At 63.9% G+C, this 19,516-nt stretch carries 23 protein-coding genes and 1 tRNA gene; 16 read left to right on the plus strand and 8 right to left on the minus strand.

Features of this window, described 5'->3' with window-relative positions; translation table 11 throughout:
* The gene (locus Q7W51_05740; protein ID MDO8847869.1) at positions 1 to 195 is read left to right on the plus strand and encodes a hypothetical protein; all 195 of its coding nucleotides are present in this window, start codon (positions 1 to 3) and stop codon (positions 193 to 195) included.
* Positions 196 to 1,231: 1,036 nt separating this feature from the next.
* On the opposite strand, the gene Q7W51_05745 is transcribed toward Q7W51_05740, so the two are convergent.
* Genes Q7W51_05745 through Q7W51_05780 form a run of 8 tightly spaced genes read right to left on the minus strand, consistent with a single transcriptional unit; the run spans position 1,232 to position 4,278 of the window.
* Positions 1,232 to 1,519, minus strand: a complete 288-nt coding sequence (locus tag Q7W51_05745; GenBank protein MDO8847870.1) for a hypothetical protein — start codon at positions 1,517 to 1,519, stop codon at positions 1,232 to 1,234.
* 2 nt (positions 1,520 to 1,521) lie between these two features.
* On the minus strand, positions 1,522 to 2,205 hold the full coding sequence (locus tag Q7W51_05750; protein ID MDO8847871.1) for a hypothetical protein: 684 nt from the start codon (positions 2,203 to 2,205) through the stop codon (positions 1,522 to 1,524).
* Positions 2,198 to 2,437 (minus strand): hypothetical protein, encoded by a 240-nt coding sequence (locus Q7W51_05755; protein MDO8847872.1) that lies wholly within the window; start codon positions 2,435 to 2,437, stop codon positions 2,198 to 2,200. The genes Q7W51_05750 and Q7W51_05755 overlap by 8 nt, the downstream gene beginning before the upstream one ends.
* A complete protein-coding gene (locus tag Q7W51_05760; protein ID MDO8847873.1) occupies positions 2,437 to 2,889 on the minus strand; it encodes a hypothetical protein in 453 nt (150 codons plus the stop codon). The genes Q7W51_05755 and Q7W51_05760 overlap by 1 nt, the downstream gene beginning before the upstream one ends.
* The gene (locus Q7W51_05765; protein ID MDO8847874.1) at positions 2,886 to 3,686 is read right to left on the minus strand and encodes a hypothetical protein; all 801 of its coding nucleotides are present in this window, start codon (positions 3,684 to 3,686) and stop codon (positions 2,886 to 2,888) included. The genes Q7W51_05760 and Q7W51_05765 overlap by 4 nt, the downstream gene beginning before the upstream one ends.
* A gap of 4 nt (positions 3,687 to 3,690) precedes the next feature.
* The gene (locus tag Q7W51_05770; protein MDO8847875.1) at positions 3,691 to 3,882 is read right to left on the minus strand and encodes a hypothetical protein; all 192 of its coding nucleotides are present in this window, start codon (positions 3,880 to 3,882) and stop codon (positions 3,691 to 3,693) included.
* Positions 3,879 to 4,076, minus strand: a complete 198-nt coding sequence (locus Q7W51_05775) for a helix-turn-helix domain-containing protein (GenBank protein MDO8847876.1) — start codon at positions 4,074 to 4,076, stop codon at positions 3,879 to 3,881. The genes Q7W51_05770 and Q7W51_05775 overlap by 4 nt, the downstream gene beginning before the upstream one ends.
* Positions 4,066 to 4,278: a helix-turn-helix transcriptional regulator gene (locus tag Q7W51_05780; protein ID MDO8847877.1), complete on the minus strand. Its 213-nt coding sequence runs from the start codon at positions 4,276 to 4,278 to the stop codon at positions 4,066 to 4,068. The genes Q7W51_05775 and Q7W51_05780 overlap by 11 nt, the downstream gene beginning before the upstream one ends.
* A gap of 399 nt (positions 4,279 to 4,677) precedes the next feature.
* Between Q7W51_05780 and Q7W51_05785 the strand changes: the two genes are divergently transcribed.
* The 15 genes from Q7W51_05785 to Q7W51_05855 all read left to right on the plus strand — a co-directional run bounded on the left by Q7W51_05785 (position 4,678) and on the right by Q7W51_05855 (position 19,226).
* Entirely contained in the window at positions 4,678 to 5,262 is a 585-nt protein-coding gene (locus Q7W51_05785) for a hypothetical protein (GenBank protein MDO8847878.1), read from the plus strand.
* 2 nt (positions 5,263 to 5,264) lie between these two features.
* A complete protein-coding gene (locus tag Q7W51_05790; GenBank protein MDO8847879.1) occupies positions 5,265 to 5,822 on the plus strand; it encodes a sigma-70 family RNA polymerase sigma factor in 558 nt (185 codons plus the stop codon).
* The gene (locus Q7W51_05795) at positions 5,822 to 7,171 is read left to right on the plus strand and encodes a site-specific integrase (protein MDO8847880.1); all 1,350 of its coding nucleotides are present in this window, start codon (positions 5,822 to 5,824) and stop codon (positions 7,169 to 7,171) included. The genes Q7W51_05790 and Q7W51_05795 overlap by 1 nt, the downstream gene beginning before the upstream one ends.
* A 105-nt stretch (positions 7,172 to 7,276) precedes the next feature.
* A tRNA-Ile gene (locus Q7W51_05800) sits at positions 7,277 to 7,351 on the plus strand.
* 552 nt (positions 7,352 to 7,903) lie between these two features.
* On the plus strand, positions 7,904 to 8,410 hold the full coding sequence (locus tag Q7W51_05805) for a hypothetical protein (protein MDO8847881.1): 507 nt from the start codon (positions 7,904 to 7,906) through the stop codon (positions 8,408 to 8,410).
* A gap of 589 nt (positions 8,411 to 8,999) precedes the next feature.
* The gene (locus Q7W51_05810) at positions 9,000 to 9,545 is read left to right on the plus strand and encodes a type IV toxin-antitoxin system AbiEi family antitoxin (protein MDO8847882.1); all 546 of its coding nucleotides are present in this window, start codon (positions 9,000 to 9,002) and stop codon (positions 9,543 to 9,545) included.
* Entirely contained in the window at positions 9,542 to 10,051 is a 510-nt protein-coding gene (locus tag Q7W51_05815; GenBank protein MDO8847883.1) for a nucleotidyl transferase AbiEii/AbiGii toxin family protein, read from the plus strand. The genes Q7W51_05810 and Q7W51_05815 overlap by 4 nt, the downstream gene beginning before the upstream one ends.
* 12 nt (positions 10,052 to 10,063) lie before the next feature.
* Positions 10,064 to 10,417 (plus strand): hypothetical protein, encoded by a 354-nt coding sequence (locus tag Q7W51_05820; protein MDO8847884.1) that lies wholly within the window; start codon positions 10,064 to 10,066, stop codon positions 10,415 to 10,417.
* A gap of 161 nt (positions 10,418 to 10,578) precedes the next feature.
* The gene (locus Q7W51_05825) at positions 10,579 to 11,685 is read left to right on the plus strand and encodes an N-acetylmuramoyl-L-alanine amidase (protein MDO8847885.1); all 1,107 of its coding nucleotides are present in this window, start codon (positions 10,579 to 10,581) and stop codon (positions 11,683 to 11,685) included.
* Complete coding sequence (locus Q7W51_05830) at positions 11,685 to 12,392, plus strand: hypothetical protein (GenBank protein MDO8847886.1); 708 nt, start codon at positions 11,685 to 11,687, stop codon at positions 12,390 to 12,392. Before Q7W51_05825 ends, Q7W51_05830 begins: the two co-directional genes overlap by 1 nt.
* Positions 12,393 to 12,541: 149 nt before the next feature.
* Positions 12,542 to 13,294, plus strand: a complete 753-nt coding sequence (locus Q7W51_05835) for a hypothetical protein (protein ID MDO8847887.1) — start codon at positions 12,542 to 12,544, stop codon at positions 13,292 to 13,294.
* A 103-nt stretch (positions 13,295 to 13,397) separates the two neighbouring features.
* Positions 13,398 to 15,224: a polysaccharide biosynthesis tyrosine autokinase gene (locus Q7W51_05840; protein MDO8847888.1), complete on the plus strand. Its 1,827-nt coding sequence runs from the start codon at positions 13,398 to 13,400 to the stop codon at positions 15,222 to 15,224.
* A gap of 127 nt (positions 15,225 to 15,351) precedes the next feature.
* A complete protein-coding gene (locus Q7W51_05845) occupies positions 15,352 to 16,773 on the plus strand; it encodes a hypothetical protein (GenBank protein ID MDO8847889.1) in 1,422 nt (473 codons plus the stop codon).
* A gap of 212 nt (positions 16,774 to 16,985) precedes the next feature.
* The gene (locus tag Q7W51_05850) at positions 16,986 to 18,041 is read left to right on the plus strand and encodes a polysaccharide biosynthesis C-terminal domain-containing protein (GenBank protein MDO8847890.1); all 1,056 of its coding nucleotides are present in this window, start codon (positions 16,986 to 16,988) and stop codon (positions 18,039 to 18,041) included.
* Between the two features lie 42 nt (positions 18,042 to 18,083).
* Complete coding sequence (locus Q7W51_05855) at positions 18,084 to 19,226, plus strand: polysaccharide pyruvyl transferase family protein (GenBank protein MDO8847891.1); 1,143 nt, start codon at positions 18,084 to 18,086, stop codon at positions 19,224 to 19,226.
* The last annotated feature ends 290 nt before the right edge of the window (positions 19,227 to 19,516 follow it).

Here is a 19,516-nt window from a genome sequence, read left to right on the forward strand (position 1 = left end):
ATGGGGACTCTTTGGCAGGACCGCCGCGCCCTGCGCACCGTCCGAAACAGCGTCGTGTGGATCGCATCCGTCGTGACACCGCTCCCGCTCGTGCGCACCATCCCTACCGAGACATTGGGCATCGCTGTCGCCGGCGCCGTGGCCGCGCTGCTGTTCGTCTACATCTCGCTGTACGCCGTGACCGTGCGCTACTAGATCAGCCTTCCCGTGCCGGGACGTAAGGGGATGCGCCTCGAGGGTTGGGGCGCATCCTGCGTGCGGGGTAGAACTTGCCGTCGGTGCCGGTGACGCGCTTGGGTGATTCCAGGTTCGTAGCGTTACGAACCTCCTTAATGTCGAGCCGCACCGTGCCCTCAGTGACTCCGAGAGCCTTGCCGATAGCCACCCTGGAGTGCCCCTCCTGCCACAACGCAGCGACAACCTCACGCCGCTGTTCGCGGGGAAGCTGGCGGCGGTCCTGGTTGAGGGTACGGGCGATGTGGACGTGATGACGCCCCGAAGGCTTGCGACCCTCGGGGCGTCTAATCCCTGGCACGAGATCACCACGAGCATACGCCGCGCACGCTCACCGCTGCAAGCCCTCGCAACGTGCGAATGGGAGCGATGCCTAACCCGAACGGCAACTCGCCTTAGAACGCGCTACAGAGCCTCACAGGGCGAACATACGTTCGATAGGCTGCGACGGTGACGAGCGCACGATGCTTTATGGGCAGGGAGAGGAAATCGGGGGACGCACACGTTGTTGGTTTTCAGAATACACAGCTGTACTCGCTAGCCACAGACGGCATTCCCCCAGGGGGGGTGGCAGGGGGGGGGTGTAGCGCGCATGGGCGGAGTGTATGCACAAGCTATGCACACCGTGACGCCCACGATCAGCGGCCGGGTACCACCTGTTGTGGTTGGTGCGATTATGCAGGGTATGCAGTCTGCTCAGTGAGGCTCTGACCTGCGCATACTCGGCTAGGTTTACAGAACCTTCATTATCTCCACTGTGATATTCTGCCCGTTTTATGCATTACGTGCATGAGGCTCTGAGGGCTGATGTGCGGGCTTCTTTCTTGGAATCCGCGTGCTCGGGCGGTGTCTCTCCCTAGCCCTCTCTCATCGCCCCTCGCATCGTACAACGTCGCCACAACGCAAAGAAGCGGGACCCCCGGTGTTATCCGAGAGTCCCGCCTGGTGCGCTCGTGACGCGGGCTGTCAGCGCGGTCACGTTTGCGCGAGTGGTCGTCTAGAAGAGGTTCGGGAACATCGCGCGCACTCTCGCCGCAACCGCAGCGCGGATGAACCCGCCGGGGTTCGACAGGAATTCGAGCACGTCCACCGGATAGCCGCACAGATCGCGTAGCGCCGCAGCGAGCCGTGCGATGTCCGATGCGCTCGGCCCGGACGATTGCGTAGGTGCAGGGTGCGTTGAGCTGCTGCTGGCAGGGTACGTGCCGAGGTGGGGCATGCGCCTAGCTTCGCGCTGCCAGGCCTCGGCGATCTCTCGCTTCTCGGCGTTGGTGAGTCCGGCCACGGTTATTCGCCTCGACCGGCGTTGAACGCTGCACGGCTGCTGCTGGACGTCCGCTCGGGGAGCGGCCCCGCGTCCGATAGTGCGTCCCTCGCGGACATCTCGAGAACGTCATTCAGGCTGAACGGAGAGCCGTCCGGAAGCAGCGGGTTTTCCTGGCGCGCCGCGTCCTCGTGCCACTTGGTGAGCATCGTCTCCGCGTCGTGCGCCTCCTGCCACTCATCATCGAACGTCCAGACCGGGATATCGAGGTGGCCGCCGATGGCGTCCGCTTCCGAGTGATCCCCGCGCCGCCGAAGCTCGGCACCGATGGCCGCCAGCACTTCGGGGTCCGCGTGCAGCGGGTCGTTCATCATGCCGTCGGCCTTCTTCACGAGGTCCGCCGTGCGAGTCGCCATCACTCTGTTCTCCATGTTCATAAACCTGTTCAGGCGACCGACGGCCTCCATCTGCGTGCTCGGCGCCTTGTCCTGGTAGCGGCTCTCGACGGCTTCACGGGCGCGGCGAGCTGCGCCGGCCGCCGCGCCCGCCTCCGCGAAAATGGCCGCACGGAGCTTCTGTGCCCGCTCGGCCTTCATCGCCTGGAGGCCGCCGCTGGTGGCACCGCGGCGCTCGGCTTGATCGATGCTCCAATACGCGGAGCGTGCATCGGTACGCGCCTTGTTGAAATTCGGTGTGAAGTCAGCCATTCTGGTGCTCCGTTTCGTCGTCGTTTGCATCGATGCAATCAGCGACCACGCCGTTGATGCACTCGGCGATCACGTCGCTCAAATCTGCGAGCTCGTCGGTGTCATCTTCGAACGGCACCCCGGCGATGGTCGCATCGAATAGCGCGAGTTCTCGCTGTAGTTCCGCCTGCTCCTCGGGCGTCATCTTGGTGAAGCCGAGGCGCTGAATCTGGTTGGGCCGAGGCTTCGGCATCACTCGTCCTCCTGCTCATCCGGGGTCGGGGTGTCCGCGGCTTGGGCGGCATGGGCGTCGCGCAGGATTGCCTCGATGTCGCGGGCGATGTCGGCGCTGCTCCGCGACATATCGGGAACCGCTTCTGCGCGCCCCCGGAATCGCTCGAGCTTGTCCACGAGAATTCCCAATCCGACCGGCAGATCGCGTGGTGCGATGTTCCTGACGTTCGCTTCCAAGCGCTCGAGATAGGCGTCAACGATGCGCGCCAAGCGTGGCTCGACACCTTCCGCGGCTTTGGCCACGAACTCACGAGCATCATCGCGCTCTTCGCCGTCTGCTTCCTCGCGCCAGCGTGCGAGCGTCTTTCTGCTGTAGCCTGATGCCCTCTCGGCGGCGGCAAGGCTGCCGAAGAGCTCCACGGCCGCAAGGCCGGTGACACGATCTTGGTCGCTGTATCTCTTACCGCTCACTCGGGTGCTCCTTTCGAGTCGTCGTCCGAAGCGAACCCGGAGCCGTTGCAGTCGGGGCATCGGATCACCGAGTCGTCATCGAAGAAGATGTGCGCCATGCCTTCGCACCGGGGGCACTGAGGGCGCTCCACTCGCGGTGCCGGCGCTGGCAGGGGGTGCGAACTACTGAGGCGCGCGTCGAGCAGCCTAGGCCATGAGCGCACCTCGAAGCCGTCACGCACCTGGGCGATGAGGCGGTCCACTTCGGCTGCAAGCCTGCCGATGCCGTGGCGCTCACTGAGCATCGATGCGTCCGATGCAGAGAGGTTGCCACCAGTGGCGTGAACGATCTCATCAAGCCGTCCACCGTCGTGTTCTAGGGGTTGGCTTGGCTTATCTACTCTCTTCTTATCTACTCTCTTCTTATCTGCATCGCCGTCGGGAGTGCCGTCGGGAGTGCCGTCGGCATCGCTGTTGGCCTTGCCCCACTTCTTCAGGGCCTTCTGTCGCTGCATCTCACTGAATGCGCCTATCTCGGCTGCTGAACGCTGCCAAGCGAGGTAATCGTGGATTGCGTAGCCGTCCTCGGTTGGGGTCCAAAGGCCCACGCGCACGAGCTCTTCCGCATCCCTTTTCCATGTGGTACTTGCGGTCAGAATCCGCATCGCCTTTTGCGGAATACGGCCGTCGGTTAGATGCGCATCGGCATAGCAGAGGCCCAGAACGTACAAGCCGACGGCGGCGTTGTGGCGCTTCTGGTCGAGTTCGAGAACCTTGGCATTGCCGGGGAACGATGAGTCAATGCGGATCCAGCTCACGCGATCACCGCCTGCTCGCGTCGAGCGCCATTCGCGCCGTTTCGCGAGCCTGCCGGGCGAGGCGTGCAACGTGGTCGCATACGTCGTTGAGCGCGCCGTCATCGTTGGCCCTCATCAAGATGCCGTGCGCCTCGATCAGCGCATCGGCGGCCGTAGCGGCGCGCTGGGCGCGTGTAGGGGATGGGTTGTCGGTCATGATGCTTCTCCGATCAGCCGCACGATCGCGGCCTTGGGTATGACGGTGCGTCGCCCAAGACGGACGGCAGGGATCTCCCCTGACCTCGTGGCGGCGTACACGCTGCTGTCGCACCGTCTGAGGACGAGTGCGGCCTCGTGGACCGTCATGAGGTCGGGGAGGGAGTCGAGGAGCGGGATGGCCTCAGTCACCATCGGTGTCCTCCTCTACAAACAACTCTTGCGCACACTCGGCGTTATGGCCGATGGCCTCAGCGATGCGGACAGCCCAGACTGGATAGGGCCTGACCATCCCTGACTCGATGCGCCCGTACTCGGTGGGGCTGATGCGTGAGCGACGGGCGACCTCGGCGCGGGAGAGTCCGAGTCCCTCCCTCTTGCGGCGTAGTTTAAGCATGGTTCCTCCTCTCGGGACTTGACGCAAGGATGTGACGGTACTATCATCCGTATCGGTAACGTTCCTGAGTGAGAGGACGGAACGGTGACGAGCGAATACGAGGTAGGCCGTGACGCAACGCTTCGCGCTGAAGTCGCTCGTCGGCTGAAGTGCGACAGCATCCCCGATGACGACTGGCGACGGCTGCGCGTCTTGGGCGACTCCCCCGAGGATCTAGCGGTTCGCTACCGCTTCTGGGTCAGGAGCGGCCTGGCTGCTCGTCCAGTGACGGTGCCTGACCGCTGGGTGAGGCACTCAGCCGAGGTCCTCGAATCGTGCAGGGCCCAGCAGCAGCGGATGTTGGATCTCTTCAATCGCGACACTCCCGTAAGTCTCAGCGAGCTCGGGGAGTTCCTTCGCGTGCAGGGCGACCTCCGGCGGGATAAGAGTCCCGAGGTCGAGTTGCCGTATCCGTCCCCTGACGGACAGCCGAGGACGATGAGCATCAGCACGGGACTCGTGACTGGGCCCGACCTCTGGGATAGGGAGCGATGGTCGCCGCTGTGGAGGCTGCTGTGGGAAGCCGAGGGGCTGTCGATGCAGCACGGCTTCGAGGTATGGCAGATGGTCGGCTACCTCTTGTCTGACGAGCAATACGTCCTCCCGTGGATCTCAGTCGGCGCTCGTACATACAAAGTGAATGACACATCGCGGGTGACGTTCGAGATCATCGTGCCGTTCCCGGACATAGATCCTCGGGACGTGGCAGATGCGTACCGCGAAGCGCGGGACGGGATGCGAGGGCAAGTGCCCATGCGTATGACGAGGGCGGAGCGAGTCGCGCGAGTCAGGGAGTTGATCTCCTCGATGGGCAAGCGGACGTACAGCGAATACGCCGAGGCTTGGAACGCGAGCCCGGACGTGCATCCGGCGGACAGGTTCGCGGATGCCGCGAAGATGAACGCCTGGGTGCGCCGTCAGAAGCATGATGGGAAGTGGTCGTAGTGATGCCCACCGACGAGCGGCTCACCGACGACCAGAAGCGACTCGTGGAGAGTTGCCAGGGCCTTGTACGCAGCATCGCGTCAACAAAGCGCGCCACCACCGACGCCGAGTTCGATGATCTCGTGTCGGCCGGCAACGCGGCACTGTGTCGCGCGGCGAAGAAGTACGACGATGCGCGCGGGGCGAAGTTCTCAACGTATGCGTACAAGAAGATCAAGGGCGCGATTCTCGATCGCATCGCTGAGGTCCGGCGAGTCAAGAGCACCGAGTATCCACAAATGGATGTCAGGCGCTCGGCGGTGGATCCCGATGACTATGCGTTCAGTCGAGTCCTGCACGACGATCTCGCTTGCGCACTGGATCGCCTGCGGGACGATGAGCGCGCCGTGGTGTCGCTGCTGTTCGGCTTCGACGGCTCAGGTAGGCGGACGATCACCGAGGCGAGCGAGGCGCTCGGATGGTCCATTGAGCGCGTGATGCTCACTGAGTCGGCTGCCCTCGATGAGTTGCGCGAGCAGGTGCCGCATCTGGCGGACTACTTCGATGACTGGGAGGCGTGATGAGATACCACGTCGAGCCCTACAGGCGCCGCGTCGATGGTGAGTGGAAGGCCGTCCGCAATCGCCAGAAGGTCGTTATCGACCTCGGGATGCAGCCGGACCATGCGACGGGCAAGATGAAGCGCACGCGGGAGATCTACTACTTCGAGGGCGGCAAGCGCGAGGCCGAGGCCGATGCACAAGCCCGCGTCGAGAAGATGATGAGCGGGTCCGGGACTGTCGCGCCCGTTCACGGCACTGTCGGGGAATGGCTCGATGAATGGTTGAGGGTCTACATCGAGCCGAAGATGCGCGACGGACGGCTCGCTGCATCCACCGTCACGAGCTACCGAAGCATCGTTCGCCGCTACCTGAAGTCCGAGTTGGGCGACACGCCGCTGAAGGGTCTGAAGCCGGAACACGTCACCACGATGTACGCGAAGATGCAGAAGCCCAAGCCCGAGGGCGGCTACGGTGTCTCGCTGCGCACTCGTGAGCTCACGCACGTCACACTGAAGTCCGCGCTCAAGAAGGCCGTCGAGTTGGGGCGGGTCCGCTACAACGTCTTGGACGATGGGCAGGGAGTCGACCGCCCGACGCTGCCCAAGGGTGAGCGCAAGCGCCCAGTGAACGCGCTCGAACGCGAAGTCGCTGTCGGGCTGATGGCCGCACTTGCCGCTGACAGCGGTATAGGATCGCGGCTGTATCTCCCGGCACTGCTCGCGCTCGTGACGGGGATGCGCCGTGGCGAGATCCTGGCGCTGAGGCGCGACGATGTGACGCTGCCGTCCGAGTCCGACACTGGGGCACTGGGGCTCATCACCGTCCGTCGCGCATGGGACAAGGAGGCGGTCGAGGGCGGCAGGTCGCCAGTCGAGCGATACCGCGTGAAGGAGTGGCCGAAGTCCGGCGCCGAACGTGCGGTCGACGTGGCGCCCGAGGTCGTGACGATCCTGCGTGATGCGATGAAGCGACAGGACGAGCTCAGGGAGGCGGCAGGGGAGTTGTGGTTCACGTCCGCCAAGCGGGCCGATGGTACGGTCCTGGAGTGGGGCGACCTCATCATCACCGACGACCACGGCTTCCCGTGGTGGCCGGACTCGTTTTCGAGCGCGTGGAAGTCGTGGTGTGACGACAACAGCATCAAGTGCAGGTTCCACGATCTCCGGGCTACCTCGGGCTCACTCGCGCTAGAGGCCGGCATCGATCCTGAGACAGTGAGACAGCGACTCGGGCATCACTCGGCGGCGTTCTTCTTGGAGCGGTACGCGAAGCCCATGCGCAAGGCACAGGAGCGCGATGCTGGTATCATGGGTGCGCTCGTGGCGGGCGTGGTGCCCGATGTTGGTGCCGAGGATGAGGCAGGGTAGAAGCCCTCTCGTGCAGAATCCCGGCACTTCGGCACCAAACCTCGGCACCAAACAGGCACCAACATGAGGCGAGAAACCAAGAACCAGCAGGTCAGAACGTCACACGGGCCCGTAGCTCAATGGTGGAGCAGGGGACTCATAATCCCTTGGTTGCAGGTTCGAATCCTGCCGGGCCCACCAAATCGCATTCTAGAGAGGCCCCCCGCGTGTGTGGGCCTCTTCGTCATGGCGGGTCCCGAGGGGATCCAAGGAGGTGCCGAGGAGTTCGCACATCTGCTACCGGGGGGACGGAGGCCCTACTGACGGAGTTCGCAAGAATGCGAACAGCGCCGTCAGCAAGTGTGCGAACCCACACGAATGAGGGTTCCTGTCCGAGTGCGCACCGATGCGAACGAGGTAGTTGGAGGTGATCAAGAGTCCGGCAAGGTTTGGCTGAGGTCCCGCGCGTATGGTGCTGTGGTCAGTACCAACGACCACCGGGGTGGGCCCATGATCACCGCTGTGTCAGCTTGTAGGGTGTTACCGTGTGTGGTAACGTGGCATCGTGGGTAAGGTGCGCCGGGGTAACCACATATTCGTGAGTTGGATCGGCGATCACGGGCACCATGTTCACGTGTTTCGAGATGGCAGGCTCATCGTGAAGTGGGATCTGGACAACAAGTCCCCGATCGAAGGTCACATGACGGGGCGCATCCGTTCTCTGATCGATGAGCTCGAAAGGGAAGGTCGGCTGTGAGGATCGAGTCAGTCAGAGCGGACGCGGAGCAGCAGGTCTTCGTCGTGCGAACGTGGCGCGGTTCGTACTCTTTCCCGTATGGCAAAGCGGACCCGGCACCTGACATGGGCAACCCCGTCAGCGATCTCTACGTCGACGAGGAGCTTGCGCTGGAAGGTTTCACCTACCGGCTCGCTTCCGGACATGAGGGGTCTGTGGTGGTGGACCAGGTCCTCGACTATAACCAGGATCCTGCCTATATGAGGAACATGCTGCTCTACAGGCTCACACTTGAGGCTCAACGGCAGCTACGGGCGACGAGTCTATCTAAGCGGGAGATCATCCGCCGCCTCGGCACGTCGCCCGCGCAGTTCTATCGTCTGATCGACCAGACGAACTCCACGAAGTCGATCGACAAGGTCCTCTCCCTGTTGCAGGTGCTCGGGTGTGACGTCCAACTCGTCGTCCATCCGTGCGGCAGGGACTCGGGCGAGGGCGAATCTGGGCACGTGGCGTACGGGTAGTCGCCGGATCGCCCTCCTGCGGCTGACCATCGCCGGGGGAAGGTCCCGCGCCTCCCGGGCCACAGGTCCGAGCCCATCTTCTCAACCAGATAATCACTGAATGCCCCCTCAGCATCTCTCCCGAGACGGCTGTGGGGGCGTTTGCGGCTCGGCGATGTCATGTTCTGTGTATGCAATCGATCTTGTGAGGATAGATTGTGTGCACCAAACATGATTGTGTTTCCGGACGGCTGTCACGCGGGACACGGAAGATGTCTCCTTGTGACAGTTTGTGTGTCACAATTGACAGCGCAACTGTCATATGCGACACTCCATCTGTCCCGGAGTGACAGGATGTGTGACTGAAATGACAGCGCGAGACATTCCATCGACTTTGGCCCCGTTGTTGGAGCTGCTCGAACTGGAGCAGCCGCGGGTTGTCACGACGGCCGACCTGCGGACCCTGGCCACAGAAGCCGGTATCAGCTGGCCAGTCGACCTGGTTGTCCGGCGGCTCCGGCAGCGAGGTTGGCTGCTCGACTTGCAGACACGCGGTGTTTGGGAATTCGCTCCGGCCGCTCGGGCAGGCGCCCTTGGGACCGGCGATCCCATGATCGAACTGCGGGCAGCGCTGAAGAAGAATCCAGACGCGCCGCTCGCGGTAGGGGCCGAGTCGGCTGCCTACCGTCTCGGGCTCTCCAGCCGACGCCCCGATCGCGAAGTGATCGGCGCCCCGAAGGAGATTCGCCTGCCGAGGGCACTTCGGCAGTTCAGAATCGCCAGATGGACGACCCAACACGTAGTGCGACGGGACGACTTGCCGGTGTGGAGAGTCGCGACTCTGCTTGCCTTCATGGCCTCTCAACCTGCGGGCTACCATGATTGGCCGAACGTGGGGGAGTGGATTGCTGCTGCAGCGAATGAAGTCCCGATTGATGACCTTACCGAGGAACTGTCGGGCCGACCACGGGCCGCTTGGGCCCGCGCAGCATACCTGCTGGACCGTGGCGGTCGTCCCGATTTCGCGTCCCAGCTTCTGGACGGCGCTCCTGACGGAAGAGGACCGTACTACATGGGAAGCCGGAAGGCTCCCGGGCGGTACTTCAAGGAATACGACCTCGTCGACTCCACGGGCATGGAGGTCGGCATCGAATGATCACCGAGGGCTACCTGTTACGTCACTGCCAGGGCCGCCCCGGAGGTCGCGGGCCGGCCATCATCGACATCGCCCAAGATCACCTGCTCTACTACCTTTCCGAACAGGGCTTGTTTGACCTCGGGCTTTCGCTCAAGGGCGGCACGGCCATACGGAAGTTCCGTGCAGGGAACGCGGGCCGCTTCTCTACCGACCTGGACTTCGCCGGCGTGAGTGATGCGCTGGCGGACTTGATGGTCGACGCCATAGACGGAGCGCGAGTCGGTCAGTTCGAGTTCGGGACCGCTCCAATCGACGGCACACGACGGTTGCAGCTTCTGATTCGCAGCCCCTTCGGGGAGATCGAGGTTCCCGCCCGGCTCGATCTTGGTCGAAGACGACTGTGGCTTCAGCCCGAGGTCCTCTCGGCATTGCCACTGCCAATCCATGAGCGCTACGACTTCGCAATCCCGCCCGTCCCTGCCTCCCGAATCGAGGAGGTCATCGCCGAGAAGCTTGCCCGCTAGCGGCGGGGCAGCTTGGCGCGGGACCTGTACGACCTCGCATGGCTAGCATCGCGTCCGTTCGATGAGGCGTTGGTTCGGAGGCTCACAGCGCTCAAGATATGGTGCGATGTCGTTGACGACGGACTAGGGCAGAAGCCGTTCGATCCAGAGGCGATCCTCCGGCCACGCGAGGAGGCCGAGTTCAGGCCTGAGGCGATCGGCCATCTGACGACGCCCGTCGATGTCCCCGGTTGGGTAAGGGTTGTTCGCGAGCGGTTCTCGTTCCTTCGTGATCTCGATGACATAGAGCGTCGGTTCGCGCGCTGTAGCCATGCCGATGAGTGGCATGTGCGGCGGGCGATCGAACAACTCGGGGGCGAGGCGTGACGGCCAAAGGCCAGAACCCCAGGCGCATGCGCCCCGTCTGCTAGAATGTGCGGCGTGTGTTGGGCGGGCCCGTAGCTCACGCGCGAAGTGGCGGCTTCGCGATCGTTTGGCGGTAGTTCGAATCCTGCCAGGCCCCCATCACCCACCACCGGAGAGGCCCCATGGCCGAGCGCAGCAGATCGGCGCGAATGGACCGCGTGCGCGGTAAGCGCAAGCGGGTGTACGCGCTTGTGGCCGTGGCTGCCGCCGTGGTGGTGCTTGTGATCGCTGGCGTTGCGTTCGCGCTCGTGCGTTCGGCTTCGAGCGAGCGCCGCACGGTAGAGGCCGCGATCCCCGCCTCGGAAGAGACGTCGGCGTCTATTGCGTCGAAGGTGGGCACCTCCACCGTGCCCGTCGAGGTCCCGGTGCTCGTGGGCATGCAGATCGCCGAGGCCGAGATGCTCGTGAAGGCAGCCGGCCTCACGCTCGTGAAGATCCCCACGCCGCCCGGCGACGCGGTAGCCGGCATCGTGCTCGCGCAGACGCCTGCGGCGGGTCAGCGCATCACGGTAGACACGCCGGTCGAGCTTGTGTACGCCGATCCGGCGGCGGTGGCGGTGGCCACGGCGGCGCCTTCGTCGGCTCCGGCGGGTGCGAGCGGCTACGTGGTCTGCATCGATCCGGGCCACCAGGGCGTTGCCAACAGCGGCCAGGAGCCGGTGGGACCGGGCGCCACGGAGACCAAGGCGAAGGTCACCGGGGGCGCCAGCGGTGCGGTGACGCGCCAGGCCGAGCACGCCCTCGTGCTCACGCTGTCGTTCAAGATCAAGGAGCGCCTCGAGCGCTACGGCGTGACGGTGGTGATGACCCGCACGACCGCGATGGTGGATATCTCCAACGCGCAGCGGGCGCAGGTGGCCACCGAGGCGGGCGCCGACCTGTTCTTGCGCGTGCACGCCGATTCCAACACCAACGCCGACATCCGCGGCATCTCCACGCTCTATCCAGCGGGCAACGACTGGGTCGAGCCCATCCGCGAGGAGAGCCTGCGCGCGGCGGGCATCGTCCACAACCAGATGCTCGCCTCAACCGGCGCCGCCAACCGCGGCCTCTCGGCGCGCTCGGACCTGTCGGGCTTCAACTGGTCCACCGTGCCGACCGTGCTCGTGGAGGTGGGCTTTCTCTCCAACCCGAACGACGACAAGCAGCTCGCCGATGAGGCCTACCAGGACAACCTGGCCGACGGCATCGCACGCGGCGTGCTCTCGTACCTGGGGGTGACCGAGTAGTGGCCAGGAATCGCCGCGGTGCAGCTCCAAAGCGCAAAGGCCATCCGGTCAGGGTCGCGCTTGTGGCGATCGTCGTGATCGTTGCGGCGGCCGTGATCCTGGGCGAGGCGGGCGTGCTCGGGCCGGAGGGCGTTGCGGCAGAAGACCTCACCCGGGTGCTCATCGTGGCGGCGAGTCCGGACGAGAACGGGGACGTGGTGGGCCAGATCATCACGATCGTAGACGTGACCGAGAGCCCGGCCGCACTCGAGCCGCTGAGCCCGGCCCTCGAGGTCTCGATCCCCGGCACCACATACTCCGCGCTTGCCGACGCGTACGCGTTCGGGGGAGGCGCCGGCACTGCCGAAGCACTCGCGGACGCGCGCAACGAGGCGCCGCTGCCGTACGTGGCGATCAGCGCCGACGAGCTCGCGGCGGCCGTGGAGGCCGCAGGCGGCATGCGTGTCACGCTACCGGCCGACATGAGCGTGTTCGACGGCACCGACCTCTACACGTTCAAGCGGGGCGCGCAGACGCTGAGCGTGGCACGCCTGCAGGCGGTGCTCAAGGGTGCGCCCTACCTTGCCGAGGCGGAACAGCAGGCGCTGGACGCGTCGCTTGCCGAGGGGCTTGCCGCGGTGCTTGCTGCGAATCCCGGCACGCTCGAAGGGGCAACGCGCACCGATCTGGCGCCTGATGCACTGGAGCGCGTAGCGGCGACTCTCTAGGCGAGAGACTGCATCGGCATTGCGCGAACGAAGTCCACGATGTAACGTGACTCGTAGCGACTTCCGGTCGTTAAGCTGATTATGTAGTGCACGAATGCTGGGGCGCGCCTGCGGGTGTGCACCGTTGGATGATCTGAAGGAGCGAACTGATGGCGGACGAGTACCAGGCCACAGATGAGGTCAAGAAGAGCCGCAAGGGGCTCGTGGGCGCGCTCGTGGCGCTCGCGCTCGTCGTCGGCGGTACCGGCTTGATGTACGCCACCGGCTTTGGGCCGTTCGCGCCCGACGAGGCTGAGGTCGTGGAGACCAAGCCCGTCGAGACCGAAGAGGCCGAAGAAGAGGCCGACGACGAAGTCACGCCTGTGGCGAGCCCGGCCACCGTGCCGCTCCCGCCCGCCGAGGCCCAGGAAGTGATGTACTGGGAGCAGGTGGCGAGTGCCACCACCATCGATGACCTCGTTAACAACCAGTTCGTGACCTTCGAGCTCACCGAGGTCGTGAAGTCCACCGAACTCGCCAACATCCGCGTGAAGGCCACGTACCATGACGGCGACGTCATGAACGGATGGCTCGTGCTCAAGTCGTACGAGGGCGCGTGGTACTTCCAGTCGATCACGGCCGATGGCCATACGGTCACCACGCCGGACCTCGGGACTCCGGACGCCGACGTGCTCAAGGCGATCGTGGAGCAGCAGGCAGCCAACCAGGACGTGTACACCGCGATCCTCGACGGCACGTACAACAAGTTCACGGTCGACACGATCGTGGTGGGTTCCGGCGCCAAGACGATCAACATCACGCTCTCGGGTCCCACCAAGACCGGCGACGCGGCAAAGGTCGCCTGCATCAGCAAGGACGGCGGCACCGGCACCCAGTGGTTCATCACCGGGTTCACAAAGTAGCGACCCGCACGGGTCTTGAGCGTATCGGCCGCACGCCACTCCTCGGTGTGCGGCCGAACGCTGTAAGATGATGCAGACCGCGCAGCCGAGCTCAAGGAGCCCCGTGGACGAACTGGACCTCCGCGACTATCTCAACGTGATCATGGCCCGCAAGTGGGTCATCATCCGTACGGCGCTTCTCGTGACGATCGTGGCGCTCGTGTGGAGCGTTCTGCAGCCGCCGGTCTACGAGGGCCAGGCGAAGCTGCTCATCTCCGAGACCGGCTCCGGAGCCGACATCTTCAGCAGCCTGGGGCTCGAGTACTCCAGCCAGCCTGAGCGAGGGCTTCAGACCCAGGTGCAGCTGATGCAGGTACGACCGCTTCTGGAGAACACCATCCGCACGCTCGAGCTGGGTGTCTCGCCCGAGGAGCTTGCCGAGCGCGTTGAGGTTACTGCGGTCGGGCAGACCAACATCGTGACGGTGATGGCGCGCGATGGCGACCCCGAGCAGGCTGCGGCGATCGCGAACACACTCGCGGAGGAATTCGTGGTGTGGAGCCGGAACTACAAGCGTGAGAGCATCACCGATGCCGCCACAGAGGTGGAGACCCGCCTGGGCGTGGCCAGGGAGGAGATCCTCGACCTTGGCCGCACGATCGCCGACGAGGGTAAGAGCGACGAACTCACGGCCGAGCTTGCCATCGCCACCGGCAACTACACCACGCTTGCCGCCAAGCTCGAGGAACTGCGCATCAGCGCTCAGCTGGAGACAGGCTCGGGTCGCGTGGTGAGCCCGGCTGTGGTGGCCGACGATCCGGTGGCGCCCACCCCGCTCCGCAACACCGCTCTCGGGTTGATGCTGGGCCTCATCGTCGGTCTCGGGCTGGCGTTCCTGTACGAGTACCTCGACAACACCATCAAGAGCTCCGAGGAGGCCGAGAAGCTCCTGGGCGTGCCGGTGCTGGGCATCATCCCGGCCGAGAAGTACGAGAAGGACGAACGGCGGCGCGCGAGCATCCTCACGCACCCATCGGGTGCTGCGGCAGAAGGCTACCGCGTGTTGCGCAACAACCTGGATTACATCAACTTCCAGCACGACATCAAGACGCTGCTCATTTCGAGCGCCGCACCTGCGGAGGGCAAGAGCACGGTGGCAGCGAACCTCGCCGCCGGTCTCGCGCAGGCCGGCAAGAAGGTGGTGCTCGTGGCATGCGACTTCCGCAAGCCGACCACCCAGCAGTTCTTCGGGGTCAAGAACCTCATCGGGCTCTCCGACGTGCTCACCGGTGCACATTCGCTCAAGAGCGCGCTGCAGAAGCCGATGGATGGTCTCGACCTCCTCGTGCTCACCAGCGGCAAACTGCCTCCCAATCCGAGCGAACTGCTCGGTTCCGAGAAGATGAAGGGCGCTCTGGACGAGCTCAAGGAGTGGGCCGACTGGGTGGTCATCGACACGCCGCCGCTCCTGGCGGTGGCCGATGGGGCGGCTGTGGTGCGGTACACCGACGGTGTGCTGCTTGTGACCAAGGCCAACAGCTCCACCCGCGAGGCCGTGCGGAAGGCCGGGGAGATGATCGCCAGCGCTGGCGGCCGGCCGGTCGGCTCTGTGGTGTGGGGCCTGGAAGCCGCTGGCGCTCGCGCGGGCTATGGCTACGGGTACGGCAAGGGCACCTACGGCGGCTACTACTCGTACGCCGACTACTACAACACGCCGGAGCCCGACGAGAATCATCGGCGTGGGCACGAGCGAGCAGCCGCATCCGGCTCCGCTGTTCAGAGCGTGTACGTCCCCGCCAAGAGCCCCGGCCGCAAGTTCGCCGAGAGTCTGGGCAGGGTGACGAGTGCGGTGCTGGCAGTGCTGGCCGTGGTGGCGATCGCCGCGCTCGTGGTGTACTTCCTCGACCAGGCGCTCGGGTGGGGAGTGCTGTCGGGGCTGGTGAGCATGTGAGCGAGGACCAACCTTCACGGGGACGGCCTTGCAAGTGCTCGCATTGCCTTTTCGGAGAGCGCAGTCCTGAAAGGGTGCGGCGCCGAGGAGCGAACATGGACTTCCGGGCGGGACGGGAGTTCCTTAAGTGAGCGCGCTCGGCATCCGGCACTGGACAGCCCGACGGGGTCTGCCCGTCCTTTCTGTCGTGCTAGCCGTCTTGCTGGGGATTGCTGTTGTGGTTGGCCCCGAGCAGACTGTCGTTTCGACGCTCATTCTTGTGTTTGCCGTGGCTGCCGTCGTCTGGCCCGATCGAGCGTTCGTGGCTCTTGCTGCGATGACCATCCTGCAGTCGACAGTTGCGCGCCTCGTCGGTCAGGCATCCGTGCTTGGCGTCCAAGTGATGCGAGCGGACGACTACCTGCTCGTTTGGCTCGCTTTCGGATGCGTTCTTCACGTCGCGCTCGAGCGCCGTGAGCTGAAGCTGCCGCTTTGGAGGCCTGCTGCTCTGGTGGCAGCTGCTGGATTGGCGTCGGGCCTGCTGGCGGGTGTTCCGCTAGCCCTCCTTGTCCCAGGGGCGTATCTGGCACTGAAGTTCTGGGTGCTGATAGTGATAGGCGTGAATTCTGTCAGGCAGGAGACTGCGAGTCTTGCTGGCTGGGCGATTGGAATCACGTCAATCGTGGCGCTGGCCGTCGGGGCGCTTGAGTTCGCCGGGCCTACCATCGTCCGTTCACTGTTGCCTGGCTTTTCGAGTGGGATGTACAGGCTGGGACTGCCGGCGGTTCAGTCGCTTTTCCCGCACCCAGGAGTTTATGGATGGTTCATGGCCTTCTCGTCACTGGCCGCGCTTGCGCTCTGGATGCGGGGCGGGAGGTCTCGATATCTGGTCGGCAGCCTCGCCTGTGCAGCAGGGGCGGTGCTCTCGCTGCGACTCAAGCCTTTGCTGGGTCTATTGTTTGCCGCCCTGCTTGGGCTTCTGTTGCTCGCGCCTCCGCGCCGTCGAGCGCTCCAGCTGTCTCTCGGCGTCGCTGTGTTGATGCTGGCGCTAGGGAGTGTGGCATCTAGTGTAGTTGGAGTACAGATTCAGACCTATACCGGGGCTGACGCCGGAGGCAATGCTCGAAATGCGCTGTACCGTGGTTCGCTTGAGATAGCCCGCGACAACTTCCCCGTGGGCGTTGGATTCGGTCGCTTCGGGAGCTACCTTTCAGTCGTCGATTACAGTCCCGTGTATGAGGCGTATGGTCTGTCGACGGTGTGGGGTCTTTCGCGGTCCTACTCGGCGTTCGCTATGGACACTACCTGGCCGTCGATCCTGGGCGAGGGTGGATGGATTGCGGTAGTTGGCTTCATGTGGCTTCTCGGAGTTGCCTTCACCATCGTGTTGACCGCGGCGAGGAACGTGCAATTGAAGGCAGAGGTGCGAGTCGTCGCAACGGTCGGGGTCCTGGTGCTGCTTGAAGCACTTGCGGAGTCCGTCGGCGCGCCTGTCTTCACGCAACAGCCGATGGCAATCCTCCTCGCGTTCCCTGTTTCGTACGTCTTGGCTTCGGAGCAGTGGCAGTGAGCACCAGGCGCAGTGCGGCGCTCGCCGCAACGTCGCAGGGACTCACCCTGGGCCTAGCGGCAATTGCTACGATCATCAGTGCCGCCTGGCTCGGCCCGTCTGCGCGAGGCGTGGTTTCCATGGCAACGACCGCGGGACAGATCGGGGCCGTTCTTCTCGGCCTTGGCTTTAGTACAGGACTGACTGTACTCGTGGCTCGGGGAGAACTGAGAGTGGGATCCGCCGCGGTGGTGACAGTCTGGGTCGCTGCTGCTGCAGGGATTGTCGCGTGGAGCCTCAGGTGGCTGCTGGGTTGGCCGAGCGAGGATCCCCGAAACATGGTGATGGTCTGGCTTCCAATCACCGTGGTTGCGTACCTTCTGGCGAACTTGCAGGGTGGTACGGCTGTCGGGGCGAACCGATTCGAAAGCTCCCTGGCGAATGCCGCGGTCACGGGCTTGCTGATGGCTGTCGGCTACCTGGTTGCATGGCTATACGCACCCCCCAGCGTGGGCACTGCAATGCTGATCTGGAGCTGTGCGCAGTTGTGTGGAGACGCCGTGGGATGGGCTGTGCTGTTAAGAGGAGTCCAGTTTGGCCGTCCCCGAAGACACCAGATGCACGAGCTCATGCGCCTATCACTCAGTGCGCTGCCGGCCTCCGTGCTTGGTGTAGCCACGACACGAGTAGATGTCCTTGCCCTGGGACTTGTGGCGCCAACCGCCGAGGTGGGCCGCTACGCGATCGCGGGTCTAGGCGTGCTTGTCTTGGGAATCGGGCCTTCAGCGATCGGTCAGTCGCTCGCCTCGCGCTACGGAAACGACCTTGACGCTGCCCCGCGCTTGCTGCTGCGGGGTGTGTCCGCAGGACTGGCAGTGTCACTGGGGACGGGAATCGTAGCCGGTCTGGGCATATTCCCGTTCGTGAGACTGGCGCTCGGTCCCAGCTACGCCGGGACCGAGCGGATGTTCCTCCTCCTGATTCCGGGAGCTATCTGCTTCAGCGTCTTTCAAGTGGCGTTGAATTACTTCACCGTGGTTCGCAAGAAGCCGCTATGGCCCGGTCGCATCGCTGGTCTGGCATTCGTGATGGATATGCTGATGCTTGCACTGCTGGCTCCGACCATGGGCGGCTATGGAGCGGCGATAGCATCCACCACCTCCTACGCGGCTGCTGCTGCCCTAACGCTCTTGCACCTTCGTCAGGAGCTGCGCTGGCGGTTCTTGGGCGTTGGGTCGCCAGCGGAGTCTGTCGACGTCTTGGAGAGCGCGGAGTTGCAGGAACGATAGAGTTGTCCGATGTGCTAGAGAGGTGAGCCCAGAGGGATGGCCGTGTCAAGAAGAGTGGCGATAATGTCCAGGCACGCAATAGGGAACTACGGCTCCCTACTGCAGGCGTATGCGCTGCAGACGGTACTGCAGCGGCTGGGTCACGATCCACTCTACGTGGACTACCGGCCGCATTCCGACAACGCGTGGTGCACTTGCCGGACGATAATGAAGGCGTCCAGCAAGTGGAATAGGAATCCTCTGACACGTCTTGCGTACCTTGCAGTGCGAGTGCCGGAGACCGCCTACAGAGACTGGTTGTTCGGTTCGTGGCGGAAGAGACTGCTGAAGGTTACGAATCGCAAGTATCGGAGTCACCGGCCGCTTTCACGGCGCCGCCCGGACGCAGACGTCTACTGCACCGGCAGCGATCAAGTGTGGAATGTTACCGGACGCGGCGTGATTGATCCAGCCTATCTGTTCTGCTTCCTCCCGCCGAATGTACCCCGGTTCTCATACGCCGCCAGTCTCGGCAAGGCAGCGCTCGAGGAGCCCGACGAGCGGAAGCTAAGGGTTGGGCTCAAGCGCTATGCGGCAGTATCGGTTCGGGAGGGGTTTGGCGTCGATACTATCGAGGCGATGGGCTACTCGGCCACACATGTACTCGATCCCACGATGCTGCTGTGCAGTGATGACTGGGCCTCCTTGATGCCAAGCGACACGCCGGAGAGCAGGTACGTTCTGGCATACCAGATGCACTGGACGAAGGAGAGCGACGATTGGGCTAGGCGAGTCTCCGATACCCTAGGACTTGAACTCATACGGATTACCACGAGCTTTCATGACCGAGTTCGCGCTCAGGGCAAGGTGCTGGTGCTTCCAACCGTGGGGGAGTTTCTCTGGTATGTAAGGAACGCCGACCTAGTGCTGACTGACTCGTTTCATGGTACGGCGTTCTCGATTGTGTTCAACCGGCCGTTCCTGGAGATCCTTCCAAGCAAGTACCCACAACGAAACCTGGACCTGCTCAACAGTTTGGGTCTGACGGATCGGGTCGTGACGGTCGCGAGCGACCCAACAGTTGCACTAAGTGGGCTGGACTATCGTCCCGTGAACCAGGTGCTGGATCAACGCCGAGAAGAGTCGCTGTCGTTCCTGCGTGAGTCGTTAGCAGCCTGCGGGAGAGAGGTTGGTCTTGTTGACTGAGCATGTGGCGGCGGTGGTAGACCAGGCGCGCTGCACGGGCTGCGGAGCTTGCGTTCAAACGTGCCCTGAATCTGCGATAACCCTGACGAATCGCGCCGACGGCTTTCTCTATCCCAGTGTGAACGAGGAGGCCTGCACCGCATGTCGGCGATGCTTGAGCGTGTGTCCCGCACACGTCGTGATAGAGGGTCGAGCTCCCTTGGCTGTGTACGCCGCCGTCAATCGGGACAGTGACGTCCTGCTGCGAAGCTCCTCGGGGGGAGCGTTCACTGCGTTGGCCGAGATCGTCT

The organism is Coriobacteriia bacterium, from assembly GCA_030652115.1.
Lineage (GTDB): Bacteria > Actinomycetota > Coriobacteriia > Anaerosomatales > Anaerosomataceae > UBA6100.